This window comes from Rothia sp. HMSC036D11 (assembly GCF_001814205.1).
In the GTDB taxonomy this organism is placed as follows: Bacteria; Actinomycetota; Actinomycetes; order Actinomycetales; family Micrococcaceae; genus Rothia; species Rothia dentocariosa.
In genome coordinates, this window is the sequence record NZ_KV815315.1 from 298,423 (window position 1) to 321,157 (window position 22,735).

The 22,735-nt window shown below is 49.7% G+C and carries 15 protein-coding genes; 6 read left to right on the top strand and 9 right to left on the bottom strand.

Annotated elements, in window-relative coordinates; all coding sequences use genetic code 11:
* Positions 1–651, bottom strand: coding sequence for a hypothetical protein (locus tag HMPREF2958_RS09435; protein WP_246828108.1), 651 nt, complete (start codon positions 649–651; stop codon positions 1–3).
* A gap of 299 nt (positions 652–950) precedes the next feature.
* Here HMPREF2958_RS09435 and HMPREF2958_RS09440 point away from each other — a divergent pair, with 299 nt between their 5' ends.
* The 4 genes from HMPREF2958_RS09440 to HMPREF2958_RS09460 all read left to right on the top strand — a co-directional run bounded on the left by HMPREF2958_RS09440 (position 951) and on the right by HMPREF2958_RS09460 (position 9,776).
* Entirely contained in the window at positions 951–3,557 is a 2,607-nt protein-coding gene (locus tag HMPREF2958_RS09440; protein ID WP_004004585.1) for a DEAD/DEAH box helicase, read from the top strand.
* Between the two features lie 685 nt (positions 3,558–4,242).
* Positions 4,243–5,607 carry a hypothetical protein gene (locus tag HMPREF2958_RS09450; RefSeq protein ID WP_004004583.1) on the top strand — a complete coding sequence of 455 codons (1,365 nt, stop codon included), beginning with the start codon at positions 4,243–4,245 and terminating at the stop codon, positions 5,605–5,607.
* 695 nt (positions 5,608–6,302) lie between these two features.
* Positions 6,303–7,643, top strand: a complete 1,341-nt coding sequence (locus tag HMPREF2958_RS09455; protein ID WP_037230883.1) for a hypothetical protein — start codon at positions 6,303–6,305, stop codon at positions 7,641–7,643.
* 681 nt (positions 7,644–8,324) lie between these two features.
* Entirely contained in the window at positions 8,325–9,776 is a 1,452-nt protein-coding gene (locus HMPREF2958_RS09460) for an alpha/beta fold hydrolase (RefSeq protein WP_004004581.1), read from the top strand.
* Positions 9,777–9,853: 77 nt separating this feature from the next.
* Here the strand turns inward: HMPREF2958_RS09460 and HMPREF2958_RS09465 are convergent, their stop codons facing one another.
* Positions 9,854–10,456, bottom strand: a complete 603-nt coding sequence (locus HMPREF2958_RS09465; protein WP_004004580.1) for an NAD(P)-dependent oxidoreductase — start codon at positions 10,454–10,456, stop codon at positions 9,854–9,856.
* Positions 10,457–10,614: 158 nt separating this feature from the next.
* Here HMPREF2958_RS09465 and HMPREF2958_RS09470 point away from each other — a divergent pair, with 158 nt between their 5' ends.
* Entirely contained in the window at positions 10,615–11,013 is a 399-nt protein-coding gene (locus HMPREF2958_RS09470) for a winged helix-turn-helix transcriptional regulator (RefSeq protein ID WP_004004579.1), read from the top strand.
* A 21-nt stretch (positions 11,014–11,034) separates the two neighbouring features.
* Here the strand turns inward: HMPREF2958_RS09470 and HMPREF2958_RS09475 are convergent, their stop codons facing one another.
* From HMPREF2958_RS09475 to HMPREF2958_RS11195, 5 genes are all read right to left on the bottom strand, one after another.
* Positions 11,035–11,730, bottom strand: coding sequence for a hypothetical protein (locus tag HMPREF2958_RS09475; RefSeq protein ID WP_004004578.1), 696 nt, complete (start codon positions 11,728–11,730; stop codon positions 11,035–11,037).
* A gap of 154 nt (positions 11,731–11,884) precedes the next feature.
* Positions 11,885–12,568 carry a hypothetical protein gene (locus tag HMPREF2958_RS10815; protein WP_004004577.1) on the bottom strand — a complete coding sequence of 228 codons (684 nt, stop codon included), beginning with the start codon at positions 12,566–12,568 and terminating at the stop codon, positions 11,885–11,887.
* Between the two features lie 209 nt (positions 12,569–12,777).
* On the bottom strand, positions 12,778–14,946 hold the full coding sequence (gene uvrB / locus HMPREF2958_RS09480) for an excinuclease ABC subunit UvrB (RefSeq protein ID WP_004004576.1): 2,169 nt from the start codon (positions 14,944–14,946) through the stop codon (positions 12,778–12,780).
* Positions 14,947–15,060: 114 nt separating this feature from the next.
* A complete protein-coding gene (locus HMPREF2958_RS09485) occupies positions 15,061–16,260 on the bottom strand; it encodes a hypothetical protein (protein ID WP_246828110.1) in 1,200 nt (399 codons plus the stop codon).
* 139 nt (positions 16,261–16,399) lie between these two features.
* The gene (locus HMPREF2958_RS11195; RefSeq protein ID WP_004004573.1) at positions 16,400–17,092 is read right to left on the bottom strand and encodes an IMPACT family protein; all 693 of its coding nucleotides are present in this window, start codon (positions 17,090–17,092) and stop codon (positions 16,400–16,402) included.
* Positions 17,093–17,125: 33 nt separating this feature from the next.
* Between HMPREF2958_RS11195 and coaE the strand changes: the two genes are divergently transcribed.
* Complete coding sequence (gene coaE, locus HMPREF2958_RS09495) at positions 17,126–17,746, top strand: dephospho-CoA kinase (RefSeq protein ID WP_246828112.1); 621 nt, start codon at positions 17,126–17,128, stop codon at positions 17,744–17,746.
* A gap of 115 nt (positions 17,747–17,861) precedes the next feature.
* Here the strand turns inward: coaE and rpsA are convergent, their stop codons facing one another.
* Both rpsA and polA read right to left on the bottom strand, forming a co-directional pair.
* Entirely contained in the window at positions 17,862–19,322 is a 1,461-nt protein-coding gene (rpsA, locus tag HMPREF2958_RS09500; protein WP_004004572.1) for a 30S ribosomal protein S1, read from the bottom strand.
* A 321-nt stretch (positions 19,323–19,643) separates the two neighbouring features.
* Complete coding sequence (gene polA / locus HMPREF2958_RS09505; protein WP_083313741.1) at positions 19,644–22,589, bottom strand: DNA polymerase I; 2,946 nt, start codon at positions 22,587–22,589, stop codon at positions 19,644–19,646.
* Positions 22,590–22,735: the final 146 nt, after the last annotated feature.

Below are 22,735 nucleotides of genomic sequence, written 5' to 3' on the forward strand. Positions count from 1 at the left end.
TCATGTGCCGCGGTAGAGTACACTCTCGACTCCACGGTTCGATAGTTCTTGCGCAAGCGCCACAATTTTCTCCGGGGTGACATCGTGAATATCCGATGAGGTTTCAAGAAGTATTCCCTGATACAGGGGTTTTCCTAAGTCGCTGATTAGTTCGCATACTGCTGGTTCGCTGAAATAGGTTTTCCATCCTAGAGATGGTGTATACGCTTCTCTTTTCGGTACAGCACGTAACCAAGTGGTTGTTGTCCATGTGGCTAAGTGCGGTGACCAACAACGAATAATTGTTTCTAGCAGTTGGTGACCGGATTCAAGAGTGGGTTCTCCCTGTGAAGATTCTGGCACTTCGGGGTCTCGCCAAAATTTGATCAGGACAAAGTTTTTAAAATTCTTATTGTCGGTTTGTATTCCCACGCATCCTTGGACAATTATTGGGAGCGGCCCCAGATATTCAAGGTTAAAGTAGTACCCAAATGAGGCGTCTGCATCTGGAGTTTTCGCGCCCTCTAGCTGGCCCAGTAGCAGATCAGTCAGTCCGGGAGTAGAATTTTCAACATTGGCCCCTAACCGCTGAGGAGCTTCGCGCATGATACGCCAGTGTCCGCCCGGGTACAGTGACTCAAGCGAGGTCATAAAATGGTGAAGTTCTGACACACAATCATCAAGAGTATTTTTCCTTGCGGTCGCCCAGTATCCCGCTATTTGTGTGTCCTTTAAGGATATTCTCATGCTATATTGCGTACTCCTTATCAGAAGGGAAACTAACCGCACTTCGCTATACGCAAGTCTAACAGTCAGAGGGGTTTCTGCTAGCGTAAAAATTGACCATAACCTAAGTTTCCTGCGGCGTGTATGTCTTGCGCAACGCAATAGTCAACCAATATTGTGCGCATCGCTGATTTTGACGGATTCTGCTAACTCTCTGCCTCTAGGCTCGGTAAAATTGAAGCACCATGAGCATTCTTGAATACCTTTCCCCCAAACTCGCGGAGAATCCCGGCGGTTACAACCGGCGCGACTATACCGGCAATCCGCTCACCCCGGATGAAATCTATGAGGCGTTCACCGGGTGGATCTCTAGCCGAGGCATGACGCTTTACCCGGCTCAAGATGAAGCTGTCTTGGAAATTGCGGCGGGGCATAACGTGGTGCTGGCTACCCCCACCGGTTCTGGTAAATCTACAGTGGCGGTGGCGGCGCATTTTACCGGTTTGGCGACTGGGCAGCGTTCTTACTACACCGCACCCATCAAAGCGCTTGTTTCCGAGAAGTTCTTTGATCTTATCGAGATTTTTGGTGCCGAAAATGTCGGTATGATTACCGGGGATTCGGCTATTAACGCGGATGCCCCCATTATCTGTTGTACCGCCGAGATCCTGGCGAATATTACTCTGCGCGAGGGTAAGTCTGCGGATGTCTGCCAGGTTATTATGGATGAGTTCCATTTCTACTCCGATCCGCAACGCGGCTGGGCATGGCAGCTGCCGCTTTTGGAGCTTCCGCAGGCGCAATTCTTGCTCATGAGCGCGACCCTGGGCGACACCACGCGCTTCCAGGAAGAGATGACAGCGCTCACCGGCCGCGAAAGTGTGCTGGTTGCCAGTAGCGACCGCCCGATTCCGCTTCATTTCTACTACTCAACCGACCCCATTCAGGAAACGGCCCAGGAGCTTGTGCAGACTAAGCAAGCCCCCGTCTACATTGTTCATTTTTCGCAGAAGGCCGCCCTGGAACAGGCAAACGCGCTGCTGCCGCTAGCTATTGCTTCAAAGGAAGAGAAAGAGCGGATCGCGCAGCTTATTGCGAAGTTCAGGTTTGGTCCGGGTTTCGGCAAGGCGCTGAATAAACTGGTGCGGGCCGGTATTGGTATTCACCATGCGGGAATGCTCCCTAAATATCGTCGCCTCGTGGAGAGGCTTGCGCAGGCCGGGTTGTTAAAGGTGATTTGCGGTACCGATACCTTGGGCGTAGGCATTAACGTGCCTATTCGCACTGTACTTATTACGGCCTTGTCGAAGTTTGATGGGTCGAAGAATCGCCGCCTGCGCGCACGTGAATTTCACCAAATCGCGGGACGGGCCGGTCGAGCTGGTTTTGATACCGCCGGTACCGTAGTGGTGCAGGCGCCCGAACACGATATAGAAAATGCGCGCCTATTGGCCAAAGCACAGGCGAAGTTCGGTGACGATACAAAGAAGATTAATCAGTCACTGTCGTCTAAACGCAAGAAAGCGCCGGAAGGTTTTGTGGGTTGGTCAGAGAAGACCTTCGATCAGCTGGTCGCGGCAGAGCCTGAGCCGCTGACTTCTTCGTTCGATATTACCCACTCAATGCTTTTGAACCTGATGCAGCGCCCTCAGAACCCGGTGGTCGCAGCCTATCGCATTCTTCAGGCGAATCATGAGCCTCCACAGCGTCGCCGGGAGCTTTTGCGTAAAGCCGTCAGTATCTATAAGGAACTACTGACCGGCGGGGTTATTGAGCGCACAGATACCCCGGATGAGCATGGCTCATACCTGCGGCTTACCGAAGATTTACAGGATAACTTTGCTTTAAATCAGCCGCTTTCTGCATTCGCGGTGGCAGCCATTGAACTTTTGGATCCTGATTCTCCCAACTATGCTTTAGATGTTCTTTCGCTGATTGAGGCAACTTTGGAACCGCCTCACCTGGTGCTATATGCACAGGAGCGTAAGGTTAAGAACGAGCTTTCAGCGCAGCTGAAGGCAGACGGCGTGGAGTATAACGAGCGTATGTATGAGCTCGATCAGGTAACCTACCCTCAGCCTCTCACTGAGTTAATCGAGCAGGCATACACTACGTATCAGCAGTCGGCACCCTGGGTGGCACGTTTTGAGCCGCATCCAAAATCTGTGGTGCGTGATATGTACGAGCGCGCTATGGGCTTCAACGACTTTGTGCAGTACTATGCGTTAGAACGTGGTGAGGGCGTGCTGTTACGTTACCTTTCGGATGCGTATAAAGCGCTGCGGCAAACGGTACCCGAGTCGGCCGTCAACGATGATCTTGCGGAGATTATCGAGTGGCTGGGTGAACTAGTGCGCCAAACCGACTCATCGCTGGTGGACGAGTGGGAGAAACTTGCCGCTGGCGAGGACGCTGCATCCTTGGCAACTGACCGTGCCGCCGCCGAGATTAAGGATGATACTCCCCCAGCCGTCACGAAGAATGTACGTGCGTTCCGGGTAATGGTGCGCAATGCTCTCTTCCGCCGTGTTGAGCTTTTCGCCGATGAGCGAGAGAACATACTTGGGGAACTAGATGAGGCCTCAGGATGGGATGCTGACGCTTGGGCGGATGCGATGGATGACTATTTTGATGCCCACGACGATATCTATACGGATGCTGAGGCTCGCTCCCCTAAGCTCGTTCAGATTGACGATGATGTGCGGGAACATCCTGGTGTATGGAAAGTACAGCAGACCTTTGCTGATCCTGAGGACAACTTCGACTGGGGTATTCGGGCGGAGGTAAATCTTGCTGCTTCCGATGATGCTGGTTACCCAGTTCTGAAGATCCTAAGTGTGGGTGAATTCTAAAATATGTGCGATCAGCTGCGTACTTTCAATGCATTGTTTAAACATTTCATAATCCAATACAACGATTCCAGTGCTATAGAGTTCGCATAGCCTTAAACTATCGAGGGTAGGATTGCCCCTCGCGTCTATAAATTTATCCTCTTCCACATCATTTTGCGCCGTCATACATTGCAAATAGTTTGCGTAGTTTGATGTACTTATAGTCCACATACCGCGTTTATCGAACACGCTCATTTTCCAAATATGAAGAATAGTTTCTTTACTTAGAAAAATATGTTACAAATCACAATTTTCCGCCAAAGTGCCTAAATTTTTAGAATATTTAGTATCTTACATCACAAAAACTTCTATAAATCCTAAATTTTTTGTGATCTGAAACAAATTTTATGGAAGTGCACTACCAAAATCTCTCTGCACTTCCGACCACTACAACCTTCAACCACGTAAACTATAAGATACAGTTACGATTCAAAACACACAGATAACAAGAATCTAACCTTAATATCAGCATATATTCTGCCAAGTATATACTTATACCTGACATATATTGTTGATTACATATTAAGGCTTGCCTATGTAATTCTTTGTGTCTGTTGTGCTCAGTAACGCATCCCGGAATTTGCTCTGATAGGCAAACAGGGAAAGACAGTTATCACTACATCTCAGACATTTAGGATTATCATACGTGGCAAGCTCAATTTCTAGACGTCGTGTTATTCAGGGCACCGCATGGGCAACCCCCATTGTTATCGCCAGCTCCGCTGTTCCTGTGTACGCATCCTCCCGCGAAAAATGCGTTCCCGACATTTCTGTCCCGGTTAACCAGAACCTCACTAATGATGGGTCATCTACCCTAGAAGCTTTCACCATTCCTGCTGGTGTTGAAACCGTTACTTTCCGCATTACTGGCGGTGTGGGCGGCTCTTACCGTGGTCTTGCAATGCATGGTTCCGGCGGCCGAGGCGCGCTCATTACTGGGACTCTTGCAGTCAAGGAGAATGACGTTCTCAAGTTTGTTCTTGCTGGGGGCGGCGCCTATAACCGTGATAAGCCAACGGAACCAGGTAAGGGCTGGGCTAATGGCGGTTCACACGGGCCATCCTACAAAACGACCGACGCACGCACCGTCAAATTCTTTGAAGGCCCCAACACTGCCGAGGAATACTACGGTCCTACAGGCGGTGGCGCATCTGCGGTATTCCTCAATGACAAACTCATTGCCGTCGCCGGTGGAGGTGGCGGAGCGGGAACTAGGTTCTACTCCTACACAGTATGGAACGATATGCAGTCCGGTCCCCAACCCAAAGAGTTCCTCCCTCTCATCCTTGAAACAACCGAAGCTGCTCAAGGCGGCAGCGGCGGCGCTGGAAACGGCGCAAATGGCAGCTCATTCTCTGAAATCTACAAGTTCTTCCCCGGTCCTAGCATAAGAGCAAACGGTGGTTTTGCGGGAGAGAATGGTAAGGGTGGTGCTGGCGCAACGACAGGTGGCCTGCGCAACATGGATTCCAATGCTTCCATTGTTTTTGCAACTAACGATGAAAACGATGTATTTTACGAGGATGTAGCTGGCAAATCGGGTGAAGACGCTACCCTTGACAGAAACAGCCTCGGCAATAACGGCGGCACAGGCGGTGGCAGCGTAGTTGGTCGAGCCTTTGTCGATAACCGTCAGTTTACCCACAAATATCTGCACCAGGGCGCGATTGTGCATTCCTCAACCGGTGGCGGGGGTTACGGCGGGGGCGGTTCTGGCTCCGTAACAACCGCAGGTGCTTATGCTTCTGATCAGCGCTGGGTTAAATACGACCGAGGCGGCTGGGCTCCTGTTGGTGCTGCCGCTGTGTCTGGCGGCGCGGGTGCGGGCGGTTCATACCTAACCCATGATGATGCTCTCCTTGAAGGGCAGATCCTACCGGATCTGGTCACCCGTCCGGCTACTGCTTTGAGCCGTATTAACGCCGTGGCAGAACTTTCTTGGTGCCGCCTCCCCAACAACGAGGACCCCAAGAAAGAAAACTCGGATAATAAAGACAACAAAGGTGAGTAAGTAAAGACAACGCCGAATAGCATATGATGATGCTTAAGCGTTACGGTGCTCTCTAGAGATAAGGCTTTGCATGTGTAGAATTTTGACCATGCAAAGCCTTATCTCATATACCTCAAGTAAGTAAAAACTTTACATCAGCACCATTTCGAATCTGACTTCATGCGTGTATCGCAAGCCATAAATTTTATCAAAAATAACTTTACTAATAAATCATTTCTAGATGCTCCCTATATCAAAATCTCTTCTCATGCATTTCATTATGCTCCCTCATTCACTACATGACACATTTTTAATATTTTTACTCGATATCATTCCGTAAGAGGTTGAGAGATTTGTAAATATCACATCAATATTGACGTAAAATAGTGAATTTTATAATATTCTCAACTTTGGAAATACATTTCACAGAGAAAATACTCTATAATCCTTAAATAATCCATGCGCTTCAAATGATCGCACTATATCTATCCTCGAAAGACACCACTACACAAAATAACTTAGGACTTTCTCATCTCCGCAGAGCAGTTTCATATCAGAGTTTTAACAGCTCTGACTGATAAACCTGCAGAGATACCAAGGATAATGACACCTATCGCCTACTAATGACAGTGGTGATAATGCCATCATTCGATAGTGCGTCAAAACTAGCGCTAAGATTTTCATATCACTCACACATCAAACACTGGAAGGATACAATGAAGCATTCCATATCTCGCCGCAACGTTGTTAAAGGTGCTGCGTGGGCTACTCCTATGGTCGTAGCAAGCGCTTCTGTACCAGCTTTTGCATCATCACTATGCACCCCAGGTATTACCCTAGATGTACCCACTAACACTACAACAAACGGGGATTCTGTAACCCACACCTTCACCGCTGGCAATATTGAAGTCATGACCTTCACCCTTTTGGGCGGAGCCGGTGGTACTTATCAAGGCAATGCCCGCGATGGCCACGGTGGTTCTGGTGCTCTTGTTACCGGAACCCTCGATCTTAACCCAACCGATGAGGTAACCTTCATCATTGCTGGCGGCGGAGGCCCATATAATAATACCCCGTCTACACCGGGTAAAGGCTGGGCTGACGGTGGCTCTCATAGTGAAGCGATCATGGATGAAAATGAGTACACGAAGCGGTACAAGGAGCATTCTAGCAAGAGCCTAATAAACGAGCTATATGGTCCTACTGGCGGCGGTGCATCAGCAATTCTCTTGAATGGTACTCCTATTGCTATTGCTGGTGGCGGCGGTGGCGCAGGGGCTCGTCAGATTTCGCGTACTTCTTGGAATAAGGAGTTTTACGGTCCGCAGCCTGAAAGCTTTAAAGGTCTCAAATTCAATACAGGCGATATGGCAAACGGCGGTTCTGGCGGACGTGTGGGTGAACGCGGCGGCAGCTACCAAGAAACCTACTTGTTCTTCCCAGGACCTGCCCTCAACATGAACGGTGGTCTTGGCGGCGGTAATGGGCAGGGCGGAGCAGGTGCACCTGCAGGTTCTTTGTCTGATCCGAAGAGCAACAGCGCTATTTCCTTTGAGGGTTCACAAGAGCGCTACTTATTCAGCCAAAACGTTGCCGGTAACGCAGGTGCCGATGCTACCCTCACAAAAAATTCCCAAGGAAATAATGGAGGTCAAGGCGGTGCAGGCGTGGTTGGTATCGGTATGGCTATTACCTGGTACCGCACAAGTGATCTGAACCAGTGTTCCATTCTCCACGGCTCAACCGGCGGCGGCGGATACGGCGGCGGCGGTAGCGCGTCAGTGACTACCGCTGCCGGTTATGGCGCGGATCAATCCTACGCCTCTGTCACAGGTTGGGTTGATGGGAACTACATCGAGGGGGGATACTGGTCACCAGTTGGCTCGGCGGCGTTCTCCGGCGCAGGTGGCGGTGGAGGGTCCTACGTCGATACCTCTCGCGTCTATGACTCCAATATAACTACTGGTAGCAACATTGGTAAGCCCGGTATGCGTGTGAATGGCGCGGCAACCGCTGTGGTGTGCCGTAATTTCACAGCAGATAAGAAGACCAAGTAAATAAAGTACGGTGCGAAATACGTACAAGTATTTCGCACCGTATTTCTTATCCCTCTAATACGTGTAACTAGGGATCTACACCTTATACGTTGATTGTTCCGTCCCCTTACTGCACTTTGCAAATCTTTATATCAACTTTTCAATGCCTTACCTTAATCCTATGAAAGCAAAATCCCCTCCTTATCTCGTCGAACTTCTTGTACAGGGGTCGGCATGGCATGTCTCCCTCGTGACAGCAAGTACTACCATTCCCCGCTTACGCATCATCAGTGGAATGTGAATATGGGGGGCTACGGACAAGTCTTTGCAAATACCTCATCCGACGGTACGTCACGTACATGTACAGTGACGGTAGATAAGAAGGATATGGCCTTTACATTTTCTATTACCAGTAGCTGTAGAAGATCGTATCAGGTCTCTGCTCAAGGCGGCATCGGGATGCGAGCGATTCATATGTAGATAACTAGCACATCTATACCTCTAATATTTCTTAAGCATACCCCCGGGTTCCCCAGGTCGTCGTGTTAATGGAACCGCTGAGTCTTCGCTGTGCAAGCTTTCCTAATATATTCATGAATACGCATATATAAGCGAATCTGACTTCTTGCACTACCATAAAACTATCGCGCTCTGCCTTAAGAGGTGGGGCGCGATAGACTATATACAGATGAGTTTATAGGTATGAAAGAAGGTTCACCGTTGACCATTTCTGTACTTCCTCAAGTTGAATACCGCCAAGGCGCTATCGTCAAGCATGATGGATACGAAATTATCGACCATCGGTTTCAGGTTCCGCTCACTCACGGCCTGATTTTTTCCAAAGGGCGTGATGCCGCGCTATCTTCGCGTTTTGCAGATCAAAGCATCAAAATTTTTGCTCGTGAAGTCATCAATACAAGCGAAACTCTGACTCTTCCCGTCGAGAAGCGTCCCTATATCGTCTATCTACAGGGCGGTCCTGGGTTTGGTTCCCCTAAGACCGGTTCCATCGGTGGGTGGATAGCCGAGCTGGCTAAAACTCACCGCGTTATCCTGCTGGATCAGCGTGGTACCGGTATGTCTTCTCCCCTATCCGCACGCAACATTACAGCGGTGGGTGACCCCCAGATTCAGGCCGAATATGTTGAGCTTTTCCGGGCAGACTCCATCATCGCAGATGCGGAAGCTATACGCGAGGTCTTGCTCGCCAGCCGTAAGGACAAGCGGTGGTCAACCATCGGTCAGTCCTTCGGCGGATTCTTGACTCTGTCTTACCTGTCCTTTGCCCCACAATCACTGCGTGATTCGAGGATTACTGCGGGTTTGGCACCAATTCGCACCACAGTAGACAACGTGTACCAGCATACCTTCGATCGTATGGCTGAGCGCAACAAGGAATACTATGAGTGGTTTCCCGAGGATGCAGCTCTCGCTACTCACATCGCAGAACATCTGCGCACCCATGAAGAGTACCTTCCTACGGGTGAGCGCCTGACCGATCACCGTTTTCAGATGGCTGGTCACTATTTAGGTGGGCGCTGGCGCGAGCGCGGTCTGCACTACTTCTTAGAAACTGCTTTCGCTGAAGGAGATGATCGCCTCTCAGATCAGTTCCTCTCATCTATGAGCAGCGAAGTTTCTTTCCTGGCAAATCCTCTCTATGCCCTTATGCATGAGACTATCTATGCAGATGGTCCCGCTGACGGTACCTTGCCGGGCATTGCGGGTTATGAGCTCTCACCTTCGCCTGCCCCCACTAATTGGGCAGCGGCACGGGTAGCGGCACAGCGCCCCGAGTTTTCGCCTGAAGCCGATACTCTCTTCTTCACGGGCGAGCACATTTTCCCGTGGTACTACGAAGAAGATCCTGCCCTGCGCCCTCTGGCAGATGTTGCGCAAATTCTTGCGGAGAAGAAAGACTGGGGTCGACTCTACGATCATGAGCAGTTGCATCGGAATGAGGTTCCGGTAGTTGCTGCAGCTTACAACCCAGATATTTATGTGGATTTTGAGAACTCAATGGAAACAGCCCGCTGGGTTGGTAATACTCAGGTATGGACCTCAAAAACTCATCATCATGATGGTTTTGGTTCCGATCCACTCACTATTTTGGGCCATTTGAAGAATATGCTAGCAGAGGTTCATAATCAGTAAATTCTTCGTGAATACTAAAATCCGGTACAGCTTCTTACGAAGCTGTACCGGATTTTAGTTTTTCCGACCCCTACATTTTAGTGAGCAACGGTAAAGCGAACACCAGGATATTTTGGGGTTTCCGCTTCATCAAGCAGAGCAACAGCAAAATCTTCAGCACTAATCTCAGTACCAGCAGGAGTGTCAAGCGATACATTGTATTTGCCGGTGCGCTCACCGGGACGGATAAGAGGTGCGGGGGAAAGCAACGTCCAAGCTAATCCTTCGGATGCTCGGTATTCTTCAAGGATCTGGCAGAAAGCTTTGGCTTCATTTTTGTATGCCTCGGGGAACCCATCGGTATCAACGAGACGCACGCCATTTTCGTCCATGAGGGAACCGGCACCACCTACAATCAGTAGACGGCCAGCAGGCTTGGCTGCAATTAGCGCCTTATGAGCGTTGATAACCGGATCTGCAGAAGTACCGCGACCGGCAGAAACAGCAATAATGGTAACGTCGTGACCGTTAACGATTGAGACAAGTTCGTCGGTGTTAGCTAGATCAACAGTTTTGCTTTCTGCACCGGGTACAACGTTACCAGAACGGCTGTATGCATCGACCTGATGCCCGCGCGCGACCGCCTCTGCCACAATACGTTCCCCGACCATACCGGTTGCCCCAATAACCGCAATATTCATCTGTTTATCCTTTCCTATTTCCAAGCATGCCAATAGCTCAGATTTTTGCCTTCTACTCCCCCGGCTTGCCGGGCTTCCGAGACAATAGTATCCTTTAGTAACCAGATACCTCAAGGTAACTATAGAAACTTTCTCAATTTTTGGACTGGAAAGTAGTTATGGCTGCAACTCTAACATCACATAATGGAGCCCCCGCCAATATTCTGGCTAGCGCGTGTCCTTCACGTACTGTATTGCGACATCTTACGGACCGCTGGACTCCTATGATTGTTGCTGTTCTTGCCGATCAGCCAAGTGCTCGTTTTGGGGAGATTAAGGATCATATCGAAGGGTTATCCCCCAAAGTTCTTACCCAGACTTTGCGCTCCATGGAGCGCGATGGCCTGCTCACCCGCGCGGTCACGGCTTCTATGCCACCACGTGTAGATTATTCATTAACTCCGCTTGGTAATACACTTATTGCCCCGATGAATGCTTTACGCCAGTGGGCAGAAACTAATATGGATGCAGTTCTCGCCGCCCGCGAACGTTACGATCAGAACGTTGTTGCCTCATAGTTTTCCCTGGGCAGGAAGCATCTACCCCGCAAATTCAAAGCAGGGTGAGGTAATTCCGATTGCTCGGGCTACGACTTTATCGCGCCGTTTTTCTTCCGCGGCAACAGTAATAACAGTTTCGAGGCGGTAAAGCCCTTCCTGAGCAGTTACATAAACCTCATGCGCAGACACCTGCCCGCCAAGAGGAACAGAGGTTGATTTGTTAGTGTTCTGCCTCGGCTTTGTCGTATAGGTATGCCCACTGTTACGCACCTGGACCCCTTCAGGGTCATAGAGGTAAACATCTAACTTGACGTCACCTTTGCCTTTGCGCCTACCATGGTCTGCATCATGTGCCGCTACAGAGTATTTAAAAGAATACCGACATCCTGGTCGTAGCTGAGCTTCTGAATCGTAGCCAGCCCGGTACGCCGTGCGCAAAACAATACTCGCTTTTTCATTGCCTGCTGCGGTGCTTTCCGACATCCAGTATTCCTGCCCACCAATAATTTTTATCCCATTCGAGGCAGGCGATATCAGTTCCCCGGATGCAGGATTGGAGATAGACCACCGCTCCAGCTGGGCAAAACTGGGCCCAGGTACATCTTCACAGCCGGAAGCTGCAAAAGCTGGTACTGTCACTGCTGACAGCACTGCAGGTACCGCCCAGGCTATACCTTTAGTAACAGTGCGGCGATTTGCCCTGTAATCGCAGCTCTGCGACGCACCGGTTCGCACAGGTATTGTTCCTTCTTTCAAGTTTTGATGACCACCTAAACCCTTATGGAACAAGAACAAATCCAGAGTGTAGGCATACATGTAAATCTATGCATATGCACTACGACATTATTATCTTTCTGTGCATGTACAAGGTTATGCAAAATAATCTACTTTACATTGGCTCAAAAATTGGCACAGTAAAGCCAAGACCACGATTCTGGACTCGACGAGACTCCAGGCCCTCGGCAGGAACGTCAAAGACAGCCTCAAACCTATAGACTCCAGGAATTGCTTTGAGAGTCCATTCTTGTGCCTGTATATCTTCACCTAAGGGAACTGAAATAAACCCCCCAGGTTGTCCAGCGGGGTCGGTGGTATATCGAAGAGTTTTCCCGTTAATAAGTTTTCCTCGAGGATCTCTCAGGGTAATAGTTACTTTAGGATTACCACGGTATTCTCCGGAAGCTGCTCGTGTTTCTATAGCCGTCATATAGATACGTACACGATACATACCACATTCAGTATTTAAAATACTGCTGTCATCAGCTCCTGATTCAAACCCCGCAGTAATCCTAATAGTAGCGGGTTCTTCGCCTAAAGCAGTTGTATTTGAAATCCAATATTCTTTTCCATGAAACGTGCTCGGACGATTAGATCCAGCGGACTTGAGTTTTCCTCTGTCTGGATTCTTAATGGCCCACGAACCCGCCTGGCGAAATCCAGGGGCGCTCTTAGGGTCACATCGGGATGCAGCAACTGCTGGAACCGCTGTAGAAGCGACCACTATCGGGGTAGCCCATGCGACGCCCTTAGCCACAGCACGTCGATTAATAGGTATTGACTTATTTCTGGGCAAAAGCTTCTCCTTGAATGCCTATGCATATCTTGTGAGTGAGTGTAATTGCTTCTCTGCTAACAAGTAATTATAACGCGCAAATTCCTATACATCTGTGAAACGAAAATAACGCATATCTTCATCGAAGCAATATTCTAAATTTTAGGACAAAACACAATATCTCAACAAGTATAAGGTTGAACCTTTATATTTTCATTCTTAATAAGACATTACGCATGCCCAGCTTCTCGCATCTGCCGAAATTCTTTTTTGAGATCGGTAAGTTCATCACGTAAACGTGCCGCTAACTCAAACTGCAGGTTTTCTGCAGCCAGACGCATCTGCTCACTCAATTGTTCGATAAGTTCCAACAGATCCTCAGCAGGCTCAGCTGCGAGACCATCGGCGCGAACACGGTCTTGAGCTTTGGCAAGAAGAGCATCCGACTCTGGGGTACTTGCTGCGATCTTCGAAGAAGTACTTGACCCTGTCTTCGCTCCGGCTTCAACTGTTCGAGAACCTTTCTTACCGCTCTTGCGTAATTGCAAAAGCTCATGGGTGTCTTCCTCTTCGCGAGCGAGAACATCTGTAATATCCGCAATTTTCTTCCTCAGAGGCTGCGGATCTATGCCGTGCTCCCGGTTATACGCCTGCTGAATCTCTCGACGACGGTTCGTCTCGTCAATAGCAGTACGCATTGAATCGGTAACAGTATCTGCATACATATGTACCTGTCCCGAGACGTTACGTGCTGCACGACCAATCGTCTGGATGAGCGAGGTCGTCGAACGTAAGAATCCTTCTTTATCAGCGTCCAAAATGGCCACCAGTGAAACCTCAGGAAGGTCCAGTCCCTCACGAAGCAGATTAATACCTACCAGAACATCAAAAGTGCCCAAGCGAAGCTCACGTAACAGCTCTACGCGTTTGAGAGTATCTACATCGGAGTGCAAATATTGCACACGTACTCCATGCTGCACCAAATACTCGGTCAAGTCTTCTGCCATACGCTTGGTTAGAGTCGTCACCAAAACACGCTCGTCGCGTTCAGTACGCTCTTGAATTTGTTCAAGAAGGTCATCAATCTGCCCCTTCGTGGGCTTTACAATAATCTCTGGGTCCACCAGTCCTGTTGGACGAATAATCTGCTCAACATAGCCATCAGCCTGCGAAAGCTCATACTTGCCGGGGGTAGCCGAAAGATAAATAGTTTGCCCTATGCGCTCTAAGAATTCATCCCATTTTAGAGGGCGGTTGTCCATGGCAGAAGGCAGACGGAACCCATGTTCCACGAGCGTACGTTTACGAGACATATCGCCTTCGTACATGGCGCCGATTTGAGGTACCGTCACGTGTGACTCGTCGATAATAAGCAGGAAATCATCGGGAAAATAGTCTAACAGACAATGCGGAGCCGAACCTGCTGAACGACCGTCGATATGGCGTGAATAGTTCTCAATACCACTGGTGAACCCCATCTGTTCCATCATCTCAAGGTCATAGGTGGTACGCATACGTAGTCGCTGTGCCTCCAGAAGCTTCCCCTGAGATTCTAGCGTTTGTAGACGTTCCTGGAGCTCGTCTTCGATGGAAGCAATAGCGCGAGCCATACGCTCAGGACCAGCAACATAGTGGCTCGCCGGGAAGACATACATCTCGTCTTCTTCTCGAATAACCTCACCCGTGAGCGGGTGCAGAGTATAGATAGCCTCAATTTCATCGCCGAAAAATTCAATACGAATAGCATGCTCTTCGTACATAGGGATGATTTCGACAGTATCACCCCTCACCCGAAAGGTTCCACGGTGAAAATCCATGTCATTGCGGGCGTACTGCATATTCACGAATTGGCGCAGCAGATCATCACGATCTATCTCATCCCCGCGCTTAAGAGTGACCATCTGCTCCACATATTCTTCGGGCGTACCCAAACCGTAAATACACGAAACAGTCGAGACCACAACAACATCGCGGCGAGTCAAAAGGGAATTCGTAGCAGAGTGCCGCAGACGTTCTACTTCTTCATTGATTGAGGAATCTTTCTCAATAAAAGTATCCGTCTGCGGAACATAGGCCTCAGGCTGATAGTAGTCATAGTATGAGACGAAATACTCGACCGCGTTATTGGGCAAGAGCTCACGCAGTTCATTGGCTAACTGAGCAGCAAGAGTCTTATTCTGCACCATAACAAGCGTAGGGCGCTGCACAGATTCGACCAGCCATGCCGCCGTAGCAGATTTACCGGTGCCGGTGGCACCCATCAGAACGATATCTTTTTCACCGTTCTCCACGCGCTCAGTAAGCTCAGCAATAGCCTTAGGCTGATCGCCAGCTGGCTGATATGGGCTGACAACTTCAAAAGGGGCTACGACTCGTTTAATCTCCGGAGCAAGACTCATACATCTATTCTAGTTGATGTATTCGAGAAATCAGAGGGTTTCACTCTAGGAAGATGCATGCCACCATCTAAGAAATTAATGGGTCTCATATTCCACACGATCCAAACTTGATACTTATTTAACTACAGCTCCCGATAGCTGCATGAAATCTCGTACTGTCATGGGCAGGTAGCCATTTAGCGCTCCCATGAGAGCGGCGAGCGTATCGTCTTCGTCAGCTTCCGTTGGAATGCCGACCGCAGGCATAGTAATTCGTTGCTTATAAAGATCGAGTACGGCACAAACCGTGCGCCCTGGAACATCCAGAACGTGAAAATTACCGCGATGTGCAACCGGGTGAATATTTTCATCCGGGATAATAATCAAAGATCGCAGATCTGGCGCAACCCGAGAATCAAACCGTGGAGCGCCATTTTGCGACGGTGCATTACAGGTATCATCCTCATCAGTGCTCTGAGGAAAGCGCTCTCCTGCAAGAGCCGTTACTACGACGTACCGCGCTCCCATTTTCATGGCGCGGTGCACGTTAATTTCAGCGTATTCTTCAACACGGTATCCCAGCTCAAGCCCACATCGAATATCGTTCTCTGAATCTTCTACTTCTTCATCCCAGAAACATGAGAAGCAAGTATCTGGTGCACCCCGCTCTATGGTATGCACGCGTTGGTAGTCATCGTCGAGAAGCATAACAGATAGTTCATACCCGTCAGGAATTTCGCGTATACCTGTAGCACTCAGCGCCACAGCTTCATTGGAGTTTCCCAACGGAAAATTTTCCCACAGACTGGGTATAAAGGGGTTAACTGCACCATCGAGCGCTGGGTTACATGAGACTGGCTGAGGTTCAGTTTCCATAGGCCGATAAAAATCTTGAGGCGGCATGGTCACAATTAGTCCACGCATCTTAGGTGCCAAACAGAGCTCTAGGGCTAGGAGTAGACGGGCAGCATGAGCACGAGTTATCACAGGGGCCTGGATGATATGCAGCATACGAGAATTATCTTGAGAGATTTTCTCCCCCACGCCGCGAGCTGCGTTGGAATACTGATTATAGAGGCGAACTAGGGTTCCTTGAGGAAGATTTTCGCCTATTTCTTGAAGAGTGACTGCAATACGTTCAATTTCAGAAGGAAAAGCACGGCAAATACGGTTAAGTTGTTGCGCAAAATCATGCGGCCGCTGCGTCAACACGTTCAGGAGCGTATCTAGGTTACCCTGCGCATAAGCATTGAGAATCTGCTCAACAGTCGCAGGTCCAATATCGGGTTTAGACGTATGTGCGATGGAGCTATGCTGTTCAGAGTTAAAATGCACGGGAAAATTCTCGGCTTTCACTTGCGGTGTATGTGGCAGACAATGCTGCACCGTATTCAACGTACCACAATTAGCACCAAGATACTATGCCTAACCTAGTTTAAAATTTAGGGTATGCTCTAAATCTAATATGGCTGGGCTAAAAACATGGAATATCTACCCACCGGGTATCGCCCCATACGATATTTTCCTGACCAGAAGTTATTGCTATAACACGTTCCTGTGCCTCGCGCTTCTTCTGCTCCCGGTCGAAAACACCTAGAGAGATCTGGGCGCCGTCTACAAGATAATCCGTACCTAATACTTCAATTCCTGATGCCCGAATCTCATTCTCCACTCGCCCAGCCTCAGCCAGAGAAACTAAAACGGTGCCTACCCGCATCCGTTCCCGAGAATCAAAATGGGCGTTATCGAGAGTCTGCACCACCGCATCGGTATAGGCACGCACCAATCCGCCAGCGCCCAGTTTGATACCCCCAAAATAACGCACAACAACGGCCACAAGATCAGAAAGGTCAGTACCGCCCTCATCAATGCGTGTCTGGCGTGCTAAAAGAGCTTGAAGTATTGGAATTCCGGCAGTACCGGCAGGTTCGCCATCGTCCGATGAACGTTGAATTTCACGGTCCGCTCCAAGGACAAAGGCCGAACACACATGGCGGGCATCGTGATAGCTCTTCCGAAGCGAATTTATGTAAGCGCGTGCCTCATCTGTTGTGTATACGCGTTTAACATGACCAATAAATTCGCTACGCTTAATCTCAAGAAGACTCTCATAGGGTTCTATTCCATGCAATACTGTGTATCGTTGTGCGCGGGATTCTTGGAACATTTGAGTACTCACAACTACTATTCTAGGGGTTTCATGGGCGTTACACAGTACCGTCGCTACGCTCTGACAGGCGGCATTGGAAGCGGTAAAAGCACAGTCGCGCGGATGTTCAGGGATCTAGGCGCCGTTATTATTGATGCAGATGCGATCTCGCGTGAACTTATGGAGCCTGGGCAGGAAATACTCGCTCGCACGGTGAACACCTTTGGGGAGTCCATTCTCAACGCAGACGGAACCCTCAATCGCGCTCGTTTAGCGGAACGTATCTTTGCCCATCATGAAGAGCGAGAGAAGCTCAATGCTATTGTGCATCCTGAAGTCCGCTCCCACGCCGCCGAGCTTGTTGACGATGCGGTAAACTCCCCCAACTTTTCGGGCATTATCATTGATGATATTCCTCTACTGGTTGAGACTCAACGTGCTGCAGAGTTCGACGGTGTCATTGCGGTACAGACGGATCTCCCCATTCGTCTAGGGCGACTTAGCAAAAATCGGAATATGTCTTATACAGAAGCTCAAGCACGCATTTCTGCTCAAGCCACCGATCAGCAGCGTGCCGACATTGCTCGGTGGGTTATTACCAATAGTGGATCTCGTGAAGATACTCAAGCACAGGTTCAAAAGGTCTGGAACGAGCTATGTGCTGAGGTCTAAAACTGTACGCGAGAAAAGACGCACAATACTACACGAGGGTTCCCCAGGTTTGGGGAACCCTCGTGCGTGATATTTATACTCTAGAACTAGAGGCTACTCTATAAACGAATAAACCTTAGTTGCCAGTCAGCTTCTTACGCAGTTCTGCTAGAGCCTCGTCAGATGCGAGAGTACCAGCGGAAGACTTCTCATCGGAAGAGTAAGATGATGCGGGTGCTGGCTCAGCTGCGGCAACGGGAGCAGCAGCGGCGGCCTCTGCATCAGCTTCAAGTGCTTTAGCAACCTGAACCTTGTGTGCTTCGAAGCGAGCCTGTGCTTCTGCATACTGTGCTTCCCAAGCCTCGCGCTGTGCGTCAAAGCCTTCAAGCCATTCGTTAGCTTCAGGATCGAAGCCTTCGGGGTACTTGTAGTTGCCAGCTTCATCGTATTCAGCTGCCATACCGTATAGTGCGGGATCAAACTCGGTAGCATTGGGATCAACGCCTTCGTTAGCCTGCTTGAGGGACAGGGAGATACGACGACGATCCATATCAATATCAATGATCTTGACGAAGAGCTCTTCGCCTACCGAAACAACCTGCTCTGCCAAATCAACATGGCGCACAGCAAGCTCAGAGATATGAACCAGACCCTCAATACCGTCTTCAACACGAACAAACGCACCGAAGGGAACGAGCTTAGTAACCTTACCGGGTACGATCTGCCCCAGAGCGTGGGTGCGAGCAAATGCCTGCCACGGATCTTCCTGAGTAGCCTTCAAGGACAGCGAGACACGCTCACGATCCAGATCAACCTCAAGAACTTCAACGGTTACAGGCTGACCAACTTCGACAACCTCGGAGGGATGGTCGATGTGCTTCCAGGAGAGTTCGGAAACGTGAACCAGACCGTCCACGCCACCCAAATCGACGAAGGCACCGAAGTTGACGATAGACGATACAACACCTTCGCGTACTTGGCCCTTTTCGAGCTGGTTGAGGAAAGTGGAGCGAACCTCGGACTGAGTCTGCTCAAGCCATGCACGGCGAGAGAGAACAACATTGTTGCGGTTCTTGTCAAGCTCGATGATCTTAGCTTCGAGCTGCTGACCGATGTAGGGTGCAAGATCGCGAACACGACGCATCTCAACGAGGGATGCGGGCAGGAAGCCTCGCAGACCAATGTCAAGGATAAGACCGCCCTTGACAACCTCAATAACGGTACCGGTGACGACGCCGTCGTTTTCCTTGATCTTTTCGATGTCGCCCCATGCACGCTCATATTGTGCGCGCTTCTTGGAGAGGATCAGGCGACCTTCCTTGTCTTCCTTAGTCAGGACGAGAGCCTCGATTTCATCGCCAACTGCGACTACTTCACCGGGATCTACATCGTGCTTGATAGAAAGCTCGCGAGAGGGAATGACGCCTTCGGTCTTGTAACCGATGTCGAGCAGAACCTCGTCGTGATCAACCTTAACAACCTGACCGGAGACGAGATCGCCATCGTTGAAGTACTTGATGGTCTCGTCAACTGCCTTGAGGAATTCTTCCTCGTTGCCGATGTCGTTGATTGCGACCTGAGGGATGTTGGTGCTCATGTAGTTAGGGCTCCAATTGGATTAATAATAGGTCGACGTCTCCGGCAAGTTTGCGAGCGCTCACTTGCTGTTTCCTACTCAAAACATGGGAAGTGACGTCGAGTCTGACGGATACTTACCGCGCGTATCATCCGGAAGATGCGTAGGTACATGCCTCTGGTGCATAGGGATGCTGATACACGCGATTACTAGTGTACGTGTTTTTCGGGCGTGTCGTCAATGAACGACGCGCATCGATGCGGGTATTTCTTGCACTATTCTGTGTGCAATATATTCCGAATAAGTCCGACGGTATCGTTCGTCTCTCTTCGCGGTTTCTGACTAGTGTCCGGCTTCTTCCCAGGACTTGCCCCAGCCAACTTGCACGTCGAGAGGAACCTTCAGCTCGATAGCTTCACTCATCTCCTCTACTAGGATGCGCTGCGCTGCTTCGCGTTCACCGACGGCAACTTCGAGGATAATCTCGTCGTGAACCTGCAAGAGCATGCGGGTCTTGAGATTCTCTTCTTGAAGTCGGCGGTGAATGTTAATCATTGCGATTTTAATGATGTCTGCAGCTGTCCCCTGAATTGGAGCGTTGAGGGCAGCTCGTTCAGCTGCCTCACGTCGAGTTCGGTTTGGAGAGTCAAGATCTGGCAGTGAACGTCGGCGCCCATAAATAGTTTCGGTATAACCGTCGTTATGAGCCTGTTTGACGACCCCGCGCAGGAAACGCCCCACACGACCAAATCGTTTGAAGTAGTTGGTACGCAACTCCCCTGCCTCATCGGAACTAATATTGAGCTGCTTTGCGAGACCAAACCGAGAAAGACCGTATGCCAATCCATAAGACATTGCTTTAACTTTCGCACGCATCTGGGGTGTCACCTCTTCGGGGGCAACCCCGAACACCTCAGAGCCAACGTACCGATGCAGGTCTTCACCATCCGCATAAGCCTGGATTAATTTCTCATCGGCGGCAAGATGCACCATAATACGCATCTCAATCTGCGAGTAGTCGGCGGTGAGCAAACCTTCATACTCTACACCGTCTAAAACTTTTGGAGCCACGATAAAGGCACCGCGGATACGTCGTCCTTCATCAGTGCGGATTGGGATATTCTGCAGGTTCGGTGCCGTCGAGGAAAGACGCCCCGTTGATGCAGCATTTTGCTGGAAAGTAGTGTGTACACGACCATCTGTGACTGCCGCTTTTTGTAAACCTTCAACAGTCTGCTTGAGCTTGATATTATCTCGGTATGCCTGGAGCGCCATCAAGAATTGAGCACCATCTGATTCCGGCGATACTTTGGTCAACAAGTCAGCCACAGATTCTGAATCCGTTGAATACCCAGACTTAATTTTGCGGGTCTTCGGAAGACCGAGCCTCTCAAAGAGTACAGTTTGGAGCTGTTTCACAGATGCCAGATTGAGGGGCTCGCCATTGACGTCACCGCCAATAAGTACTTTCGCCTGTTCCTCGGCCATGGATGCGCGTGAGCTAAACGTATCATTAAGCTCGTTTAGTAAGGCATCTGAGACAGCGATACCCGCCTGCTCCATATCAGCCAGAACGTACAGAAGCGGCAACTCAATGTCTTCATAAATCTTAAGCTGGCCCTGTTCTTGCATTTCGAAGTGCAGAATACGCGCCAGTTCGTGAATAACCCGTGAAACCTGGGTAAAGTAACGTAGGTTCTCTTCACCGGGCATCTCAAAAAGTGAGGGTGCTTCCTCTGGGAAGACAAGTTCACTGAATTCCTGTTGGGGAATCCAAAGATATTTCTCAGCTAAATCCTCAATACGTTCAGCAAAGAGCCTACGATTCGTAGCTGCTATGTATCCGCACATATATGAGGATAGTGACGGATCTTCGATGGCTCCATCGAGTTTATACCCGTACTCACGTAAAAGTTTCCGCTGATTTTTGAGATCCATCACGATCTTACGCATTTGAGGGTCAGAAACCCACTCCGCAAATGCTGAGGCGAGATCTTCGGAAATATTCGTCAGGTTGATCCACAGCGATGATTCTTTCGAGGTCAGAATAATTCCTCGCAGTACCGGATTCTCTTCAGCAGCGCGAATCTTAGTCTTGGTGACTTTCACACCTTCACGGGCTACAGGCACATCAATCACAGGGAAAAGCGTAACCGCGCCTTTAAGCCTTTCAGGAACCTGAATGGTATCACCCGATGCGTCACGCCCATACCCAACGTGGGCTGCATGCTCGCACCATGCACGAAAGTCTGCGGCCGATGTTACGGTGGTCGCCTCATCGGTACGAATCGGCTCAAAGGTGGGACCACTCGGAACCCCGTTATCTGTCATGGGTTCTTCACCTGCGGTACGAGCTTGCGCGCCCAAAGCACGTATAACAGGCCCTAATATATCCTGGGCCCGCTTACGAATAGTGCGGAATTCCACTTCATCGAAGAACGTTTCAAGCTCCTGAAGGTCCGGAATAAACCGCATTTGATCGAACTCAACATCCAAATTGAGCGTGTCAACAAGCTGGTTGAGGCGACGGTTCCTGCGCACATTCTCAATGTTTTCGCGCAGAGCCTCACCTTTTTTACCTTTGATGTTCCCGCTATTAGCAAGTACACCTTCAAGATCACCGTACTCATGAAGCCATTTAGCAGCAAAACCTGGTCCAACTCCGGGGACTCCAGGCAGATTATCGGCTTGCTCACCGGTGAGCGCAGCGAGATCCGGATACAGCCGAGGTGGTACTTTTGTTTTTTTCTCAACCGCTGCAGGATCCATACGCTGAATACCTTTGGAGGGACCAGTCGTTACGGGATACAGCAATGTAACATCGTCCGTAACAAGCTGGAAAATATCGCGGTCTCCTGAAAGAATGAGCACTTTGTATTGAGCTTCTGATCCCTGCCGTGTCAGGGTCGCGACGATATCATCTGCCTCATAATTCTCCTGGGTGAGCGCCGGGATTTTCAGAGCTCCGAGCATCTTCTTGATGAGATCAAGCTGCCCGTCGAAGGCTTCAGGGATAACGTTACGACCGCTCTTATATTCGCTGTATTCCTCCGTGCGAAAAGTACCACCGGGCAGATCGAATGCCACCGCAATATGGCTAGGGTTATGGTCTTTAATAATGTTCAGCAAGGTAGACAGGAAGGCATGAACTGCTTCCGTATGCTGCCCGTCGCTTCGCACAAAAACATGGTTTCCCGTTTTCTCTGCCATTGTATAAATGCCAAAGAAAGAGCGAAGGGCCAGTGAATGTCCATCAATAAGGAGCAGGGTATTTTCTGAGTTACTCACAATCCCATTCTAGAGGTTTTCGACGGCGGGAGTGATAGTGAACGCAACACGCCTGAAAACTTCTAAAAGGCCTATACCGGCTAGGCGTTTTCATGTCATGAACGTCTGTCCTGTCGCTGGATAAACATATTCATTCACGCTAGGAT

What these genes read in the sequence shown, in the direction of transcription:
- HMPREF2958_RS09440 (WP_004004585.1), top strand. Translation starts at nt 951, where the DNA reads ATGAGCATTCTTGAATACCTTTCCCCCAAACTCGCGGAGAATCCCGGC.
- HMPREF2958_RS09455 (WP_037230883.1), top strand. Translation starts at nt 6,303, where the DNA reads ATGAAGCATTCCATATCTCGCCGCAACGTTGTTAAAGGTGCTGCGTGG.
- HMPREF2958_RS09460 (WP_004004581.1), top strand. Translation starts at nt 8,325, where the DNA reads ATGAAAGAAGGTTCACCGTTGACCATTTCTGTACTTCCTCAAGTTGAA.
- HMPREF2958_RS09465 (WP_004004580.1), bottom strand. Translation starts at nt 10,456, where the DNA reads ATGAATATTGCGGTTATTGGGGCAACCGGTATGGTCGGGGAACGTATT.
- HMPREF2958_RS09470 (WP_004004579.1), top strand. Translation starts at nt 10,615, where the DNA reads ATGGCTGCAACTCTAACATCACATAATGGAGCCCCCGCCAATATTCTG.
- uvrB (WP_004004576.1), bottom strand. Translation starts at nt 14,946, where the DNA reads ATGAGTCTTGCTCCGGAGATTAAACGAGTCGTAGCCCCTTTTGAAGTT.
- HMPREF2958_RS11195 (WP_004004573.1), bottom strand. Translation starts at nt 17,092, where the DNA reads ATGTTCCAAGAATCCCGCGCACAACGATACACAGTATTGCATGGAATA.
- coaE (WP_246828112.1), top strand. Translation starts at nt 17,126, where the DNA reads ATGGGCGTTACACAGTACCGTCGCTACGCTCTGACAGGCGGCATTGGA.
- rpsA (WP_004004572.1), bottom strand. Translation starts at nt 19,322, where the DNA reads ATGAGCACCAACATCCCTCAGGTCGCAATCAACGACATCGGCAACGAG.